Here is a 16,833-nt window from a genome sequence, read left to right as displayed (position 1 = left end):
GCACATTGGTGGGGCAATGATGGCATAGAAAAAGCAACCTCGCAGTCTGGAAACCGCTGCGGGGCTGCTAATTCAACACCTAAACAAAGTAGGAGTTGCACAGATGGACGATAACATAGTAGAGGTAATACCGGGCATCTTTGGTGAAGTTCAGCCGACGGGCTGTATTATCTCTAGCCTAACCAAATCTAGTATGGGGTATGCCAATAAAAGACTTCGCATTAACGGTGAATGGAAAACGTTTACTGTCCACCGTTTAGTATTAAAACATTCATTAGATCGGCAGCTCAGACCCGAATACTTTGCTTGGCACACTTGCGATGTCCGCAACTGCATTAATCCTAACCATTTGTGGGAAGGTTCTAGGCTGAAAAATTCTCAATATAGGTTTAAAAAAGGACGTATTAAAAATGTCGGAAGTACATCTGCGCCGACACCTCAAAAACAACTGCGAGGCAGAGAAATAATTCCTGGTATTCGGACCCAAATACAGCCGAACGGCTGCATGATTTGTACCTTGGCGGCGAAAAGAAGTGATGGTGGCGCCATTAAGGGTACTAAAATTAATGGTAAAACAAAAAGTTTCTACCCTCACAGACTTGTACGGGAACATAAACTGCGAAGGCCTGTCAAACCCGGTTATTTTGCGTGTCACAGTTGCGGCATCGCGGTTGTGTCAATCCAGACCATTTGTGGGAAGGAACCCCCGCCGATAACTCCCGCGATGCTATAGAAAAAAACCGCTTTCCTTTCGTTCCATCTGTCAACCGCAAACTCAAACCCGATCGGGTGCGGGAGATTCGCTATCTTGTAAGTGAGGGCATCTCGAAAACAAAAATAGCCAGGACATTTGCGATATCTCGCAGTCAGATTATTCTCTTGGCAAGGGGCGAGATATACAAAGAGATTCTCTAAAACTACTAACATAGACTCAATACAATAACGCTTAAAATCAGGAATAAAACTATGCTGCCGGAGCAACAACAGAGGATAATGGGCTACTTTATTGAGGAGGCAAAAGACCACCTCAATACGATCGAACAAGGCTTGCTGAATCTGCAAACCACGATCGAAGACCCAGAACTGGTCAACGAAGTATTTAGGGCCGCTCACTCTGTCAAAGGAGGAGCAGCAATGCTGGGGCTGACCAGCATTCAGCAAACAGCTCACCGACTAGAAGATAGTTTTAAAGTTTTAAAAGAGTGCAGCGTTAAAGTAGACCAACAGCTAGAGTCCCTTTTCCTGCGAATTTTTGACACATTGCAAGGGCTGTTAGAGCAACTGTCGGGGCCTTTTGGGCTGACAGAGGAATTGGGAGAACAGATGGTTCGAGAATTAGAACCAGTATTTGAAGAACTCAACGGGCACTTGGGGGGACTCGTCGGATACGGAGAACACGATTTAGACGAGAGCAGCCTGCTGCCATTACCCGAAAAAGTTATGGCAGGAATGGGAATCGGGGCGTTTGGCTCATCGAGGACTTTTGCGGACTCGGGATCATCGGTTTACGCACCTGATGCCAGAGCAACAGAAGACAGCGCGCTGCAGCTAGTATTTGACTCGGACGTGCCGGCGAGGATGCGGGAACTCCTGCAAGAGTTCAAACAGCCCGAAGGGCCAGAAAGCAGGCGGCAACTCAAGAACATTTGTCGGAACTTGCTCAGGGCGGGGGAAGAATTTGACCTGCCCTGCTGGATAGAATTGATCCAAGCTGTATCCAAGGCGATCGCCAACCCAGAAAATAGCTACCGCACCTTAGCCCCAACGGTGATCAAAGACATCAAACAAGCGCAAGAACTGGTAGTTTCGGGTCTAGAATCGTCGATCGCACCGAGCGCAAAACTTCTGGCGCTTCAGCCGGCTGTTGTGTTTCCAGAAACGGATTTTGAAGATTTGCTGGCATTCGCTCAACCGGGTACATCGGGGACAAATGCGGTTACTGTTGAGGATGCGGCCTGGGATCTGGTGGGCTCTGGCGATGCCCAGGATGGATTGAACAAGTTGCTGCCGAATATTTCTGGGCTGAGCATAGACGAGCTGTTCGACCAACTCGACAGCGGCGAGAGCAACGATTATAGCGGCAGTCGATCGCCCCAGTTCGACGATTCCGCCTTCGCAGAATCGGATATAGAGATGAGTGCTTTTAGAGGCTCGACCCGCAGCGGCCCGGAAGTGGGCGTGGCAGAACTCAACACTTTAGCTGACTTGTTTGACGGCGAGTCCCCGGATCTCGACGGCGCTTGGGAAGAACAAGAAGACCTCGACTATGCCCAGTCTTCTAGGATATCGGCGGGAATGCTGGAGTCAGACGATGACAATTCCGGCGATTTTACTGATTTGTTATTTGACGAATACGATGCGGAAAGTTCGGAAACGAAGACCTCGCCTCCGCTTGACGACCTGACGACTTTGTTTGGGGAGGATTTGCTGTTTGCAGACGAGCCAGACGGTTCGGCGGTAACTGCCGGTCAGAACAATGGGGGTTCGAGGCAGCAGCTAATTGGCAAACAGCTTGAAAAGGGTAACGGCAGGGGCGGTTTGGCTCGGTCAGACGGCACGGTTCCCCCAGCCAGGGGACAAGCTGACGAAGATGCTCTGGGTACGCTTTTGGACGAAGTGGCCGCCCAAACTTCTGCTGTGGTTGCGGACGATGCTGATTTAGATAACTTGTTCGGCGATGAGGGCGAATCTGAGGCAACGGCTGTGCCGGCAATCTCTTCGGATTTTTCTCTCAACCCTGACGCTTTCGATGCAGAATCGAACGAGCCTGCAGCAGGCGGCGGCAAGGATTCAGCGGATGCCGAAGCGCTCGAACTGCCTGAAATAGATGATTTCGAGTTGCTCTCGGAGCTTGGCGAGGACTCGGATTTGAGCGAGCTGTTGGGGATTGCTTCTAGTTTCCTTTCTTCAGAAGACGAAGGTGGGGAAAGCGGGGGCGATCGATATCTAGCTGCTGGCATCGCACAAAATGAGGAAATTGGTAGCGTTCTTGACATGACATCAAATTCGGATTTAGATATCTCTGCGGATGGAAATTGGCTAGAAGATGCTTTCGGCCTGGAAGACGAGTCTATGCAGTCGGTCAACCTCGATCTGGACGATACGGATTTAGATGCGCTGTTTGGGGATATGACCTCGGGTTCGATTTCTGGGGACGAGCAGACTGTGCGGGATGGGCAAGGAGTGGCTACTTCCCAAGAGGCGGCGGATTTGGCTGAGCTGTTCGGTTCTGTACCTACGGGTACTGAGTATGACGGGGAAGCTTCGGGGCAAGCCGATGAGCGCTGGCTGAATTCAAATGGGGGTTCAGAATTGCTGGGTGCGGATGTGGGATTTGATGAGGGCGACTTAGGGAGTTTGTTCGAGAACAATGCTGCGGCTGTTTCCGACAAAGGCTTGGCAAATTCGGCAGCGGTTGAACTTGGGGCTTTGTCCGATCGTCCTGATGCGGAAATTTCAAGTGTCGAGTCTGATGAGGGTTTAGGTTTCGATTTGTTGGAGGATATGTTTGGAGAAGGCATGGGGCAGCAGGGCGATGCTGTCGCGGCGGGAGATGAGGGCGCGGCTGTTGATGCCGAGGAATTGTCTGCCCAACTTCCCGAGGGTTTGTTCGACGAGGTGGGTGCGGATTTGTTCGATCGACTCGAAACAGATACCGCTGGCTCGTCCGAGGGCGAGGATGATTTGTTTGATGCGCTGGAAACGGATTTTTTGAGTGCGGATTTAGAGGCGCTGCCTGCAGCATCTCTCGATCGTATGTTTGATGATGGCGATGCTGACTTGCTCTCAGCGATGGAAACCAAGGCCGCTCTCAACAGCGAAGAGTTGGAGGGTTTTGATGATTTGTTGGATTCGATCGATGCTGAGGTTCTGGTGACTTCGGAAATGACGGCGGGCTTTTGGGACGCTGACGAGGAGCCTGTCTCGGTCGATGCCTCGGAGTTGGAAGAGGGCTCGCTGGCAGACTTTTTTGGCGAGGCAGAATCAGGTGCTGAGGATGGCGAAGGCAATTTTGACGATTTAGAAGCACTGTTAATTGCAGGGGGTGCTGGGGCTGTAATAGCAGCTTCTGGGGGGACAAATCAGAGTCCGGTAAATACAGAAGTTTTCTCGGATCTCGAAGAACTCCTCAGCGAGAGCGCAACTATGCCGGAAATGCCTGCACCGACGACAACTGCCAGTAAAGCTCTGCGCGCTGCTGCCGATGAGAGCGACGACGAATTTGGCGATTTGGAAAAACTGCTCGAAGATCCAAAGGACGGCGGTCGCCAAGGGGAAGCCAATATCGGGCCGTCAGCGCTCAACAGAGGAAGGCGGAATGCCCGCGCGGGCGGGTTCGGCGACCAGACGATGCGGGTGCCGGTCAAGCAACTGGACAACCTCAGCAATTTGATGGGGGAACTGGTGGTGAACCGCAACAGCTTGGAGCAAGACCAAGAACGGATGCGGCAGTTTTTGGACAATTTGCTGCACCAGGTGACGCTGCTGAGCGATGTGAGCCAGCGGACTCAGGATTTCTACGAGCGGAGTCTTTTGGAGATTGCTTTGCTCGCCAACCGGCAGGGACACCGATCGGCCTGGCGCTCTGAGGATTCGGCCCACACCCGGGAAAGTGCCTGGAGACCGGAGGAAATGGACAGGTTTACTCCTTTCCACAGTTTGGCTCAAGAGATTATTGAGCTGATCGTGCGGGTGCGGGAGTCGGCGGCGGACATTGAGTTTTTGGTGGATGAGGCCGATCAGGTGACTCGCCAACTGCGGCAAGTCACGACTCAACTGCAAGAAGGTTTGACTCGCGCCCGGATGAAGCCGTTTGCCGAGACGACGGACAGGCTGTTCCGGGCGGTGCGGGAAATTGCGATCAAGTGCGGGAAGCAGGCTCAGTTGCAGGTTGAGGGTAAGGATATTTTGATCGACAAGATGATTGTGGATCAGCTTTATGACCCGATGACTCACTTGGTCAACAATGCGATTACTCACGGGATCGAAGCGCCGGAGGTGCGTCTGGCGGCTGGGAAGCCTGCTGTCGGCAGGATTACCATTCGCGCTTTCCACCAAGGGAACCAAACGGTGGTTTCGGTTTCTGACGACGGGGCGGGAATTGACCCGCAAAAGGTGAAGGCGAAGGCGATCAAGCAGGGTATGCTGACGGCGGCTCAGGCTCAGAGGATGTCTCGCTCCGAAGTTTACGATTTGCTGTTTATGCCCGGTTTCAGCACTCAGGAACAGGCGACGGAGTACGCCGGCCGGGGGGTCGGTATGAATGTGGTGCAGACTTCGTTGCAGGAGATTCGGGGCACTGTGTCGATCGATTCCACGATCGGCAAAGGGACTGTGTTTACGATCCGTTTACCTCTGGTGTTGAGCATTTCTAAGGCTCTGACTTGCATTAGCGATCGCGCTCGCATTGCTTTCCCGATGGATGGGGTCGAGGATATGATCGATGTGCCTCGCGATCAGGTGACGACGGGGGCGGACGGTTTGCCTTGCATTGAGTGGCGGGGTTCGGTTTTGCCGTTCCGGCCGCTGCGGGATTTGCTGGGTTACAACCGCCATTTGGGTCGGGGCAGTGTTTACGGGTTTAATACTGACGATGACATGATTTCGGTGATCGTGCTGCGGTCTGCTGGCAATTTCTTGGCGGTGCAGGTGGATCAGGTTTCGACGGAACAGGAAATTGTGATCAAACCGTTGGAGGGGCCGGTGCCGAAGCCGATCGGGATTGCTGGAGCCACAGTGCTCGGGGACGGCCGGATCGTGGCAATTGCGGACGTTCTGGAGCTGATCGATTTGGCTACCGGAAGGCTGCGGAAGGACACTGGCGGTACGCTTTGGGATGAGGGCGATCGGATTGCTGCGGAGGCGGAAATTGAGAAGACTGAGCCGACTGTGCTGATCGTGGATGATTCGATTACCGTGCGATCGCTGTTGTCGATTACTTTCGAGAAGTCTGGCTATCGTGTGGAAGAAGCTCGCGACGGTAAGGAAGCTTGGGAAAAGATGAAATCTGGTCTGCCTTGCGATATCGTTTTCTGCGATATTGAGATGCCGAGAATGGACGGTTTGGAACTACTTTCTCGGATGCAGAAGGATGCGGTTTTGTGTGAATTGCCGATCGCGATGCTAACTTCTCGCGGTGCTGACAGACACCGCCAAATGGCTTACAGTTTGGGCGCGAAGGGCTATTTCACTAAGCCTTATTTGGAGGAGCAATTGCTTGATGCTGCTTCTCGGATGTTGAAAGGTGAGGTTGTTGGTGCTCCGGTTGTTGTTTAATCTCATTCATCTGCGTTTATCTGCCTATATCAGCGGTTGAAAAAAGAAGAATTTCTTAACCGCTGATGAAAATCGATTGACGCGGATTAACGCAGATTTAGATATTCATCTGCGTTATCTTAAACACGGAAACGGAGGACACGGCAATGCCGTGTCCCTACCTCAAAATAATCCATCAAACTCGATTAGAGATGTAACCATCGCCCGATTAATTGTAGGGAAACGGCACTGCCGTATCCTGATTTTGGGTAATATTAATTCCCATGCCACCGGATTTGATATTACAGCCCGCAGAAACTTTGGGTTTTGGTGATAGGCTGGGAAAGTGGGGTGTCACGGAGGGCGATCGAAGTTATTTATGGATGCTAAAGAACTTTTAGAAAAATACGCTGCAGGCGAACGAAGCTTTACAAAAGCACAGTTAAGCGGGATAGATCTCAAAGGGGCAGACTTGAGTGGAATAGACCTACGCGGTGCAAATTTGACGGGAGCTGAGTTGAATGAGGCAACTCTGAACAAAGCAAGCCTCTATGGAGCAAACTTCAGTAGAGCATCCCTGATAGGAACAAACTTAATCGGGGTGACAGGTAATAGTGCCAACTTCTGTTTTGCAGACCTCACCAGTGCTGACTTGAGTAGGGCAGACCTCACCAGTGCCAATTTGAGAAATACTAAGCTGGACAATGCAAACCTGAGTGATGCCCAATTAATCTCTGTATGGTTAACTACAGCCTCCTTGAAGGAAGTAAATTTAAAGAGAGCAAATCTGAGCGGCTCAAATTTCACGAGGGCAAATTTGACAGGAGCACAATTGAGTCAAGTGAACTTAGGTAATGCTAGTCTCGAAGATGCCAATCTCCAGAAAGCCCAACTTCGAGGTGTCAATCTCTCTGCACTTAACTTATCAGGCGTGAATCTGACTGAGGCGGATATTAGTGCAGCAGACCTCACAGGGACAAATTTGAAAAAAGCCTGTCTGGCAGGGGCAAATCTAGAAAAATCTAGTCTTAAACAAGCAACTTTGATGCTAGCAAGTTTGGAGGGAGCCAATCTTAAGAAAGCAGACTTGAGTGATGCTCAAACCTATGGTTGGAATATTAAAAATGCAGATTTCACTGAGGCGATAATGCCCGATGGAGAAATCTACCAACCAGAAATCTCAGAACCAGAAATCGACAACAAACCGGAAACCTCTCAACAAGAATCCCAACAAGTGACATCTATGACGCGCAAAATTATTCGTACTGACAAAGCACCGGCACCCGTGGGCCCTTACAATCAAGCGATCGCCGCAACGGGCACTATGCTGTTTGTAGCTGGTCAAATTGCGATCGACATTAGACTAAACGATATTGTCTACACCGACGATGTGGCAAAACAAACGGAACAAGTTATGGCAAATCTCGAAGCCATTCTCACAGAAGCCGGCGCTACTTGGTTGGATGTGGTAAAAACTACGGTTTTCCTCAAAGATATGAATGATTTTGCCGCTGTGAATGCGGTTTATGCGAAATATTTTGATGCGGAAACTGCACCGGCGCGCGCTTGTGTGGAGGTTTCGCGTTTGCCGAAAGATGTGTTAGTTGAAATTGACTGTATTGCTGTGATTTGATTTAAGATCAATTCCGGTGGCACTGGAATCACAGGCAACGGAGGACACGGCAATGCCGTTTCCCTACCCCAAAACGATCGATATTCGTCTATTAAAGAGGTAATCATCCCCCGATTAATTGTAGGGAAACGGCACTGCCGTGTCCTGACTGTAGGTAATATCTTTATATTTTATTCAGTCCGCGCAGGCGGACTTCGTTTGTGTAGTTGCGGTTTCAACCGCCGAATGATAAAAGAGGTAACTTTATATTTGATTGAGTCCGCTAGGAGTGAAGTTAATTTGTGTAGTTGCGGTTTCAACCGCCGAGGGTAAAGTGCGCGAATGTATTAACTTCTACAGCCGATCGCACTCTTGTCGATCTGTCGCTGTCGCGCACCTACTCTCAAATCAATCTGAAACAATCAGATTTAATCTCAACTAGCAATTAGCAATTACTAATCACCAGTTACCAATTAGCAATTAGCAATTACTCTACAAGTAATTACCAATTACCAACCGTAAACTATTTATTCAGCGCTTCGCGGGCGGCTACCGCTTCGTCGGGATGAATATTCAAGCGGGTCAAATTAATTCGACCTTTATTGTCAATTTCTCGCACTTTGACAATCACTTCATCGTTCACAGCTAACTCGTCTTCCACTTTGCCAACGCGGTAGTCCGCTAACTGGGAAATGTGAATCATTCCTTCTTTTCCGGGCAAAATTTCCACAAAAGCGCCGATCGGAATAATTCGAGTTACGCGGCCGACATAAACGTCTCCTGCATTCAACTTGCGCGTCATGCCTTGGACAATGTTGTAAGCCCGCTGAGCTTTTTCGCTGTCGTTGCCAGCAATTGTCACGGTTCCGTCATCTTCGATGTCAATTTTGACACCAGTTTCTTCGGTGATGGCTTTGATCGTTTTGCCACCTGGTCCAATTACCAAACCGATAAATTCTGGATCGATTTTCAGGGTTAGCAAACGCGGTGCAAACGGCGACATTTCCTTGCGGGGAGTGTCGATGGTTGCCAGCATTCTTTCTAAAATGTGCAGTCTGGCCGGTTTGGCTTGGCGGATGGCGGTGGCAATCACATCTAAGGGCAAACCTTTGATTTTCATGTCCATCTGCAAAGCAGTAATCCCGGTGTCGGTACCGGCTACTTTGAAGTCCATGTCGCCTAAAAAGTCTTCAATTGCCTGAATGTCAGTCAAAATTCGGACTTCATCGCCTTCTTTAATTAAGCCCATTGCCGCGCCGCTGACGGGTTGGGAAAGGGGAACGCCTGCATCCATTAATGCTAGCGTTGAGGCGCAAACTGAACCCATTGAGGTCGAACCGTCGGAAGAAAGGATTTCTGAAACTACGCGAATCACGTAGGGGAAATCTTCTTTGGATGGCAAAACAGGCAGTAAAGCGCGTTCTGCGAGGGCTCCGTGACCGATTTCTCGGCGTCCGGGCGATCGCATCGGCTTGGTTTCTCCCACGGAAAACGGCGGGAAATTGTAGTGATGCAAGTAGCGTTTGTCTTGCTGCGGGTGCAAGTCGTCTCCTAAGTCTTGGGCGTCGCCCGGGGTTCCCAGGGTAGCTGCTGACAAGACTTGGGTCAACCCCCGATTGAACAGCGCACAGCCGTGTACTCGCGACGGCAGCACGCCTACGCGACAAGAAACGGGTCGCACCTCGTCTAGCTTGCGGCCGTCTACGCGGACGCCATCTTCGAGGATTTGCTTCCGCATCATTTTTTTGGTAACGTCTTTGAAAACGTTGCCGATCGCCTTGCTGTTGGCGGTGGCCGCTAGTTTTACCGGATCGTCTTCCGAGAGTTCGGCGATCGCAGATTCGACTTCATTTGCCTTAACTTCGTCCAAAGCTGCATTCCGTATTGTTTTGTCTTTTTCAAATCTTGACAAAATGATGCGGATGGGTTCTTGGGCGCGATCGCGAATAAAGTTTTCCAGGGCCGAGTCTAGGGATGGCCGTTCCTCTACCACCAAATCGATGCCCAATTCCGCCATAATTTCGCGCTGGGCTTGAATCAAGTCACAGGCTGCTTCATAGCCGAAGTCGATCGCCTCGATGATATCCTGTTCCGGCAATTGGTTCGCGCTGGCTTCCACCATGATTACTCCATCAGGAGAACCGGCTACCACGAGATCCAACTCGCCTTCTTTGATTTCGCTGTAAGTTGGGTTGATGATGAAATCGTCCCCTACCAAACCGACTCGCACTGCCGCCATCGGCCCGTAAAACGGCATTTTCGCCAGCAGTATCGCCACCGAAGCCCCCGTCACCGCCAAAACGTCCGGCGGTACTTGTTCGTCCATCGAAACCGTTGTTGCTACAACTTGGATGTCATCTCGCAGCCAGCTTGGAAATAGCGGGCGCAGCGGTCGATCGATCAAACGGCCTGTCAAAGTCACTTTTTCTGGGGGACGCCCTTCCCTGCGCAAAAATCCACCGGGAATTTTACCGCCAGCGTAGAGTCTCTCTTCGTAATCCACCAACAGGGGCAGGAAATCAATTCCCTCTCTCCCCTGCGATCGAGTCGCTGTCACCAAAACCGCCGTGTCACCCGACTGAATCAAAACTGCACCGCCTGCTTGAGGCGCTAGTAAACCAATCTTCAGTCTAATATCCCGTCCATCGAAGGATATTGACTTGTCTATCTCTACCATGTAGCACTGCTTCCTTATCTACCACATTCTTTCTCTGTCGGGATCGTAACATTACCACAGGAGGTTTGAGACTCCGACGCCAAAAGACAGGGATAATCGCCTCGCGATCGACTGTGGGCGCCTCGATTGTAAGCATTTATACTCGAAATTATTTTTTGCAGTCTGGGGTCGATTCTCCGGTCGATCGCCCGCTAAATGCCTGCCATAGATGGTACTATGAATTTTCATTTGGGAATTGGGACGTTGAAGGAAGAAGGAAGAAGGATTTAGTTATCTAGGACTGGGAATAAGCCGTAAGGTACTTATGTTGCACCCTACAGATACAGGTTCTACTTAAGTCCTGTCTGGCTCAAAATATCCTTTGTTTGTTTAAAAATTTATTCGTAAATCCCATATAAATGTTGTAGTCAGCCTCTAACTTAAATAAAAATATCAGGGTAAAAAAATGGCAATTTTACACGGCAGTTGGCAAGTTGAAAATGATAATAGTTGCTTATTTATTTGGGGAGAAACTTGGCGAAAAATAGAGGCGATTGACACCCTAGAATCGGGGATAAATCTACCGCATCCCTTAGCCATGACCGAAGCTGAATTTAAGACTTTCCTAAATTCATTGCAGCAGTCAGGAAAACTCAACTGGCAATTACCGGAAACCGCAGAAACTCCACCGGAAAAAAGTAAAAAAACTAGGCGATCACCCAAAACTCAAAACGCAGCAGAAATTCCCTCCCAAAACTTCTCTATTCAAAGGGAAATTCGGGCGATCGCACTTCCGACCAAAATCTCAGAATCCAACGCAAATCTGATGCCGCAGCACTCAGCAGCAGCACTTGAAGAATCGGCCAAAACCGAGGAAATTTACCTTTATCCCTGGCAAGTCGAGGGTTTTTGTCTCAACCCTCAAGCAGCTTTTGTTTTCTTGCAATCACTACCGCTTAACAGCACGGAACCAGACTCTTTCGTCGGCTCAGATTTGCGTTTTTGGTCTCATATTGCTAGGTGGAGTTTGGATTTGTTGGCTAGATGCAAATTTTTGCCGGGATTGGAGAAACAGTCGGACGGTTCTGCTATTGCTAAATGGCAACCGCTGTTAGATAGTTCTACAGACATACTCCGCCTCGCCACTTTTGTCAAGCAAATGCCGACGGCTTGCCGAACATATCAATCGAAGGAAGAAGGAAGAGGGAAGAAGGAAGAAGGAAGTTCGGCAACGGATTCTGTAACGGATGTAACGGATGTCAGTTCGATGTCCGTCGGAAGAAGGAAGAAGGAAAAAGGAAGAGGGGAAAAGGAAGAAGAATCGAGTCAATTGCCTTTAGCGGTGGATTTGCCGATGGGGGCGGAGGAATTGGTGTTAGGCTTTTTGAGCAGTATTGTAGATAGTCAAGTGCGATCGGCTGGTAGCTCTACTTTAGACATCAAAACAGTTTCTCCTGTGCGCGAATGGCTGCAAGCTTTGCAGCAAGAATCTGGGATAGTTCAAGTAGAAACAGCAGCTTTAGAAAACTTGGCAACCAAGCTGAGTGCTTGGACTGCACCGCTGCAAAACCAATTATCTCAACAAAGCCAATTTCGCACTTGCTTTCAACTCATACCGCCGTCTCCTGGTAAAGCCAACTGGAGTTTAAATTATTGCTTGCAAGCAGCAGATGAAGCGGAATTTTTGGTAGAGGCGACAACTATTTGGAACAACTCAGTCGAGCGTTTGGCTTATGCGGGGCGGACAATAGAATTGCCTCAAGAAACTTTGCTCAGCGGCTTGGGTTTAGCCTCGAAACTTTATCCGTTAATTGAACCGAGTTTGCAAGCCCAGCGGCCTCAATCTTGCCAATTAAATCCCCTGCAAGCTTACGAGTTTATTAAGTCTGTAGCTTGGCGGTTTGCTGATAGCGGGTTGGGCGTGGTTTTGCCGCCGAGTTTGACAAAGGCAGATGGTTGGGCGAGTCGTTTGGGTTTGAGCATTCAAGCGGAAACTCCGAAAGTGCATCCGGCGAAAGGTGGGCTGGGATTGCAAAGTCTGCTAAATTTTAAGTGGGAATTGACGATCGGCGGACAGCGCATTTCTAAGGCAGAGTTTGACAGATTGATCGCGTTGAATTCGCCTTTGGTGGAAATTAACGGCGAGTGGGTAGAGTTGCGCGCGCCGGATGTGAAAGCGGCTCAAACTTTTTTTGCCAGCCGCAAAGAGCAAATGACTCTTTCTTTGGAGGATGCTTTGCGTTTGGCGTCGGGCGATTCTCAGACGATCGAGAAATTGCCTGTGGTGAATTTTGAGGCGACGGGTCAACTTCAGGAATTGTTGAATACTTTGAGCGATAATCAAGCCGTAAGTGCGATCGCAACTCCGGCTAGTTTCCGAGGACAATTGCGGCCTTATCAAGCGCTAGGAGCAGGCTGGTTAGCATTCTTAGAACGCTGGGGTTTGGGCGCTTGTCTCGCGGACGATATGGGTTTGGGAAAAACCATCGAGTTAATTGCTTTTTTAGTGCATTTACAAGAAAAAGATTCCTTGGAAGCGCCGACATTACTGGTTTGTCCGACATCGGTACTGGGCAATTGGGAGCGGGAAGTCAAAAAATTTGGTCCGACGCTGAAAGTGTTAGTTCACCACGGAGACAAACGCGCTAAAGGAAAAGCATTTGCGACGGCAATTAAGGGAAAGGATTTAATAATTACCAGTTACGCGCTGGTGTTTCGCGATGCCAAGGAATTTCAAGGCATTAAGTGGCAAGGATTGGTTTTAGATGAAGCGCAAAATATTAAAAATTCCGAGGCGAAGCAGTCGCAAGCGGTGCGGCAAATCGAGGCATCTTTTAAAATTGCGCTGACGGGAACTCCGGTGGAAAATAGACTGCAAGAATTGTGGTCAATTTTGGAGTTTCTCAATCCTGGCTATTTGGGGCCGCGCAATTTCTTTCAGCGCCGATTTGCAATTCCGATCGAGAAATACGGAGATAGGGAATCATTGCAGACTTTGCGATCGCTCGTTCGGCCTTTCATCCTCCGCCGCCTAAAAACTGACAAAGAAATCATCCAAGATTTGCCCGAAAAACAGGAGATGACTGTATTTTGCGGGCTGGCTGCTGGACAGGCGGTATTATATCAGAAAATAGTCGAAGAGTCAATAACTGAATTAGAATCAGCCGAAGGCATTCAGCGCCGAGGAATGATTCTGGCTTTGCTGGTAAAACTCAAGCAACTTTGCAACCATCCGGCTCTTGTGAAAGCAGAAGTTAAGCCGAAAGAATTGGGGATTAAGAGTCAGGAATCGGGGAAATTGCAGCGGTTGGTGGAAATGTTAGAAGAGGTTTTAGCAGAAGGCGATCGGGCTTTGATTTTTACTCAATTTGCCGAATGGGGAAAACTCCTGAAACCGCATCTAGAACAGCATTTAGGGCGAGAAGTTTTGTTCTTGTACGGAGGAATTAAGCAACAGCAGCGGGAAGAAATGATCGATCGCTTCCAGCACGACCCCCAAGGCCCGCCGATTATGATATTATCCTTAAAAGCGGGCGGCACAGGTTTGAACTTAACCAGAGCAACCCATGTTTTCCACTATGACAGATGGTGGAATCCCGCAGTAGAAAATCAGGCAACTGACCGCGTATTTCGCATCGGCCAAACCCGCAACGTGCAAGTCCACAAATTTGTCTGCACGGGCACGTTAGAGGAGAAAATACACGATATGATCGAGAGCAAAAAAGCTTTAGCCGAACAAGTGGTCAGTGCCGGTGAAAACTGGCTCACCGAACTCGATACAGACCAACTTCGCAATTTACTAATTCTCGATCGCAATGCTATTATAGAAACGGAAGAAGAATAATGTGTTTAATTTTCTTCGGTTTCTAGTGAGGACTTTACTTCTCAAAAATCCGAGGAATTACGCACTCTGACCACAGAAACCGGGTTTATTAGCAGAATTAAAGGTTAGAGTCCAGTTTTTTCGTAAAAAACCAGGTTTCTGACTCTCCTAGATAACTAAAGCTTTCTTCCTTCTTCCTTCTTCCTTCTTCCTTCTTCCTTCTTCCTTCTTCCTTCTTCCTTCTTCCTTCTTCCTTCTTCCTTCGGCTTATGATTGACAGAGAATGGTGGACACAACAGTGGTTAGATTTAATCAATACCTACCGCTTCAAAAAACGCTTAGAACGCGGCTGGCAATACGCGCGCGAGGGTAAAGTTCTCAGCATTAACTTCCCTAACCAAGAAGTAATCGCCGTAGTTCAAGGAACAGATCCCAAACCCTATCAAGTTTCTTTAGGGCTCGACACATTGAGCGATGAAGATTGGGATTATGTGATTGAAAATATGTCGCAAAGAGCAGTTTTTTCAGCTAAATTACTAGCAGGAGAAATGCCGCACAATATTGAAGATGTATTTGCCGCAGCAGGCAAAACGCTATTTCCGTTAAGCTTGTCAGATATTCGAGCGCGTTGTAGCTGTCCTGACCCCAAAAACCCTTGCAAACACATCAGTGCAGTATACTACTTATTGGGCGATCGCTTCAGTGAAGACCCTTTCGTACTCTTTCAATTGCGAGGCCGAACAAAAGAGCAAATTTTGACAGCACTCCGTCAAAGACGAGGTACGCAAGGCGAGGAAAATTCCCAACTCAACTCCGGGGAAAATTCCCCCGCTGCGAATTCTAAATTGCCGAAGGTCGATCGCTTTTGGGAATACAACCAGCAGCTAGAATCATCTCTAGTAGTAATTGTACCCCCACCGAGCAGCGAAACAGTATTAGATATCTTAGGCCCGATTCCCCTCGCAACCGACGGAAAAGGAACCGCTAGCAAATCATCGCCCGCATCTGAGGCGCTAAAACAGCATTTTGCCAAAATTTACCAAGCAGTTAGCCAGCAAGCAGTTTTAGCAGCACTAAAACGGGGCGAAGGAGATTAACTTTTTTTGTATGGCTATAGCCCTTGGGGCGACAATTTCTAATTGCGTTTAGCAGTAGAAGGCGGGTTTGTGAAGCGCAACCAAGTTGCCAAAGTGGCTACGGCGAAGATTGAAGCAAAGCTAAAAGTTAAGAAAGTCTCAAATGCTGACATAAGGCTGTTCCAATTTGGTGAACGAAGGAATCTTGCTATTTATTTTTATATCAGCATCGATCGAGCTTTTCAACCGATCGCGCACAAAGTTTTTAATGCTTAAAGCTTTGTAACATTCCATAAAACAACATTACAATCATTTCATATTATTGATAACTCCGATTAATTCCTGGGGGCGTTCGATCAAAAAATCGGGATTGTGTGCCGCCAAAGCTGACAGAGAATTAAAACCCCAACCGACAGCAATTACTTTAATTTTAGTTTTTTTAGCTGCTTCTATATCTCTAATTTCATCTCCCACATAAACGACTTGTTCTGGATTAATATTTTGTTTATTTAACCATCGATTAATTACTTTATGTTTTCCAAAAGTTGTTCCTGAATAAATAAAATCAAAGGTATCTTGCAACCCATTTTTTTCAAGCGAATCCCAAACATTTTCTCTAGAATTAGAGGTAATAATACCCAGTTGAAAACCGCTGTTTTTTAACTCTAACAAAACTTCTTTAATCCCGGTAAATAAATGAATATTCGGAATTTCACTTCGCAACTCTGCTTTCAGCTTTCTAATTAGCAGCGGGAATTTGAAGATGGAAATTCCCGAATACATCAGAATTTGCCAAGAATTTAAATTGCTAAGTTGAGCCAGTTCTTCTTTGGTTGCCGACTTAAAGCCAAATTCAACTGACAAACGGTTGGTTATGCTCAGAAGAATATCGATCGTATCTGCTAAAGTACCGTCAAAATCAAAAATAATTACTTTGGTCATTTATCAAAAAAATCAGGAATAGGTAATCCCTTCTATATTACCTATTCCCTCTTGCTTGTCAAAACAAATGATAGCAACGGCGGGATTTGCACCCGCATCTCCTGGTATGCTCCAAGGAATTCTATCATTTAAACTACGTTGCTGGTGGCAGCGAACCGAATCAAACGGTTGTCTCTCGCCTGTCGAGCGAGTGCTTTACCACTAAACTACACTGCCCCATTTTATTATACATTTTAAATGCAAATTTTGACATCAAACTTAATATTAATTGTAAATTATCTATCTCGCTTGTAGCTGAGTCTCGCTCCCCCCCTGATTCTTGCCCGCTAATCCCCCCTATTAAGCGGGAGACAAGAAGTCTCTTTTGTCACCCTTATTAAGAGGGATGGGAGGCGTATCGAGACAGAGAGATAAGCGAGAGTATGAAAGGAATTTAGTCTTAAGTTGATACCACTGGTGGAAAATGGAA

General features: G+C 48.2%; 11 protein-coding genes and 2 tRNA genes. 9 read left to right on the top strand and 4 right to left on the bottom strand.

The genetic code is table 11. The features are described 5' to 3' along the window. The first annotated feature begins 103 nt into the window (after positions 1-103). The 5 genes from QUA20_RS00400 to QUA20_RS00385 all read left to right on the top strand — a co-directional run bounded on the left by QUA20_RS00400 (position 104) and on the right by QUA20_RS00385 (position 7,888). Positions 104-733 (top strand): HNH endonuclease, encoded by a 630-nt coding sequence (locus QUA20_RS00400; RefSeq protein ID WP_333184266.1) that lies wholly within the window; start codon positions 104-106, stop codon positions 731-733. Continuing rightward, positions 649-915: a helix-turn-helix domain-containing protein gene (locus tag QUA20_RS31890; RefSeq protein ID WP_445304628.1), complete on the top strand. Its 267-nt coding sequence runs from the start codon at positions 649-651 to the stop codon at positions 913-915. Before QUA20_RS00400 ends, QUA20_RS31890 begins: the two co-directional genes overlap by 85 nt. A gap of 51 nt (positions 916-966) precedes the next feature. Further along, positions 967-6,276: a response regulator gene (locus tag QUA20_RS00395; protein ID WP_333184264.1), complete on the top strand. Its 5,310-nt coding sequence runs from the start codon at positions 967-969 to the stop codon at positions 6,274-6,276. 76 nt (positions 6,277-6,352) lie between these two features. Beyond that, on the top strand, positions 6,353-6,589 hold the full coding sequence (locus QUA20_RS00390) for a hypothetical protein (RefSeq protein ID WP_333184261.1): 237 nt from the start codon (positions 6,353-6,355) through the stop codon (positions 6,587-6,589). Between the two features lie 45 nt (positions 6,590-6,634). Beyond that, positions 6,635-7,888: a Rid family detoxifying hydrolase gene (locus QUA20_RS00385; RefSeq protein WP_333184259.1), complete on the top strand. Its 1,254-nt coding sequence runs from the start codon at positions 6,635-6,637 to the stop codon at positions 7,886-7,888. A 502-nt stretch (positions 7,889-8,390) separates the two neighbouring features. Here the strand turns inward: QUA20_RS00385 and QUA20_RS00380 are convergent. Further along, positions 8,391-10,544 (bottom strand): polyribonucleotide nucleotidyltransferase, encoded by a 2,154-nt coding sequence (locus QUA20_RS00380; RefSeq protein WP_333184257.1) that lies wholly within the window; start codon positions 10,542-10,544, stop codon positions 8,391-8,393. Between the two features lie 65 nt (positions 10,545-10,609). On the opposite strand from QUA20_RS00380, the gene QUA20_RS00375 reads away from it, so the two are divergent. The 4 genes from QUA20_RS00375 (at position 10,610) to QUA20_RS00360 (ending at position 15,698) form a co-directional block, all read left to right on the top strand. Beyond that, a complete protein-coding gene (locus tag QUA20_RS00375) occupies positions 10,610-10,822 on the top strand; it encodes a hypothetical protein (protein WP_333184255.1) in 213 nt (70 codons plus the stop codon). A 167-nt stretch (positions 10,823-10,989) separates the two neighbouring features. Beyond that, positions 10,990-14,367 (top strand): DEAD/DEAH box helicase, encoded by a 3,378-nt coding sequence (locus QUA20_RS00370; protein ID WP_333184253.1) that lies wholly within the window; start codon positions 10,990-10,992, stop codon positions 14,365-14,367. 248 nt (positions 14,368-14,615) lie between these two features. Next, positions 14,616-15,443 carry an SWIM zinc finger family protein gene (locus tag QUA20_RS00365; RefSeq protein ID WP_333184251.1) on the top strand — a complete coding sequence of 276 codons (828 nt, stop codon included), beginning with the start codon at positions 14,616-14,618 and terminating at the stop codon, positions 15,441-15,443. A gap of 42 nt (positions 15,444-15,485) precedes the next feature. Further along, entirely contained in the window at positions 15,486-15,698 is a 213-nt protein-coding gene (locus tag QUA20_RS00360) for a hypothetical protein (RefSeq protein WP_172191424.1), read from the top strand. A 33-nt stretch (positions 15,699-15,731) separates the two neighbouring features. Here the strand turns inward: QUA20_RS00360 and QUA20_RS00355 are convergent, their stop codons facing one another. The 3 genes from QUA20_RS00355 to QUA20_RS00345 all read right to left on the bottom strand — a co-directional run bounded on the left by QUA20_RS00355 (position 15,732) and on the right by QUA20_RS00345 (position 16,580). Beyond that, positions 15,732-16,364 (bottom strand): HAD-IA family hydrolase, encoded by a 633-nt coding sequence (locus QUA20_RS00355; protein ID WP_333184246.1) that lies wholly within the window; start codon positions 16,362-16,364, stop codon positions 15,732-15,734. Positions 16,365-16,435: 71 nt separating this feature from the next. Beyond that, a tRNA-OTHER gene (locus QUA20_RS00350) sits at positions 16,436-16,507 on the bottom strand. Continuing rightward, positions 16,507-16,580: transfer RNA gene (locus QUA20_RS00345), tRNA-Val, on the bottom strand. Before QUA20_RS00345 ends, QUA20_RS00350 begins: the two co-directional genes overlap by 1 nt. Positions 16,581-16,833 lie beyond the last annotated feature (253 nt).

The organism is Microcoleus sp. Pol7_A1 (genome assembly GCF_036701085.1).
GTDB classification, from domain to species: Bacteria; Cyanobacteriota; Cyanobacteriia; order Cyanobacteriales; family Microcoleaceae; genus Microcoleus; species Microcoleus asticus.
Note: the sequence above shows the minus strand (reverse complement) of the source record. Positions and strands in the feature narration are given on the sequence as shown.

Excerpts from the sequence above, each read along its gene's own strand:
- QUA20_RS00400 (WP_333184266.1), top strand. The coding sequence starts at position 104 with ATGGACGATAACATAGTAGAGGTAATACCGGGCATCTTTGGTGAAGTT.
- QUA20_RS00395 (WP_333184264.1), top strand. The coding sequence starts at position 967 with ATGCTGCCGGAGCAACAACAGAGGATAATGGGCTACTTTATTGAGGAG.
- QUA20_RS00385 (WP_333184259.1), top strand. The coding sequence starts at position 6,635 with ATGGATGCTAAAGAACTTTTAGAAAAATACGCTGCAGGCGAACGAAGC.
- QUA20_RS00380 (WP_333184257.1), bottom strand. The coding sequence starts at position 10,544 with ATGGTAGAGATAGACAAGTCAATATCCTTCGATGGACGGGATATTAGA.
- QUA20_RS00370 (WP_333184253.1), top strand. The coding sequence starts at position 10,990 with ATGGCAATTTTACACGGCAGTTGGCAAGTTGAAAATGATAATAGTTGC.
- QUA20_RS00365 (WP_333184251.1), top strand. The coding sequence starts at position 14,616 with ATGATTGACAGAGAATGGTGGACACAACAGTGGTTAGATTTAATCAAT.
- QUA20_RS00355 (WP_333184246.1), bottom strand. The coding sequence starts at position 16,364 with ATGACCAAAGTAATTATTTTTGATTTTGACGGTACTTTAGCAGATACG.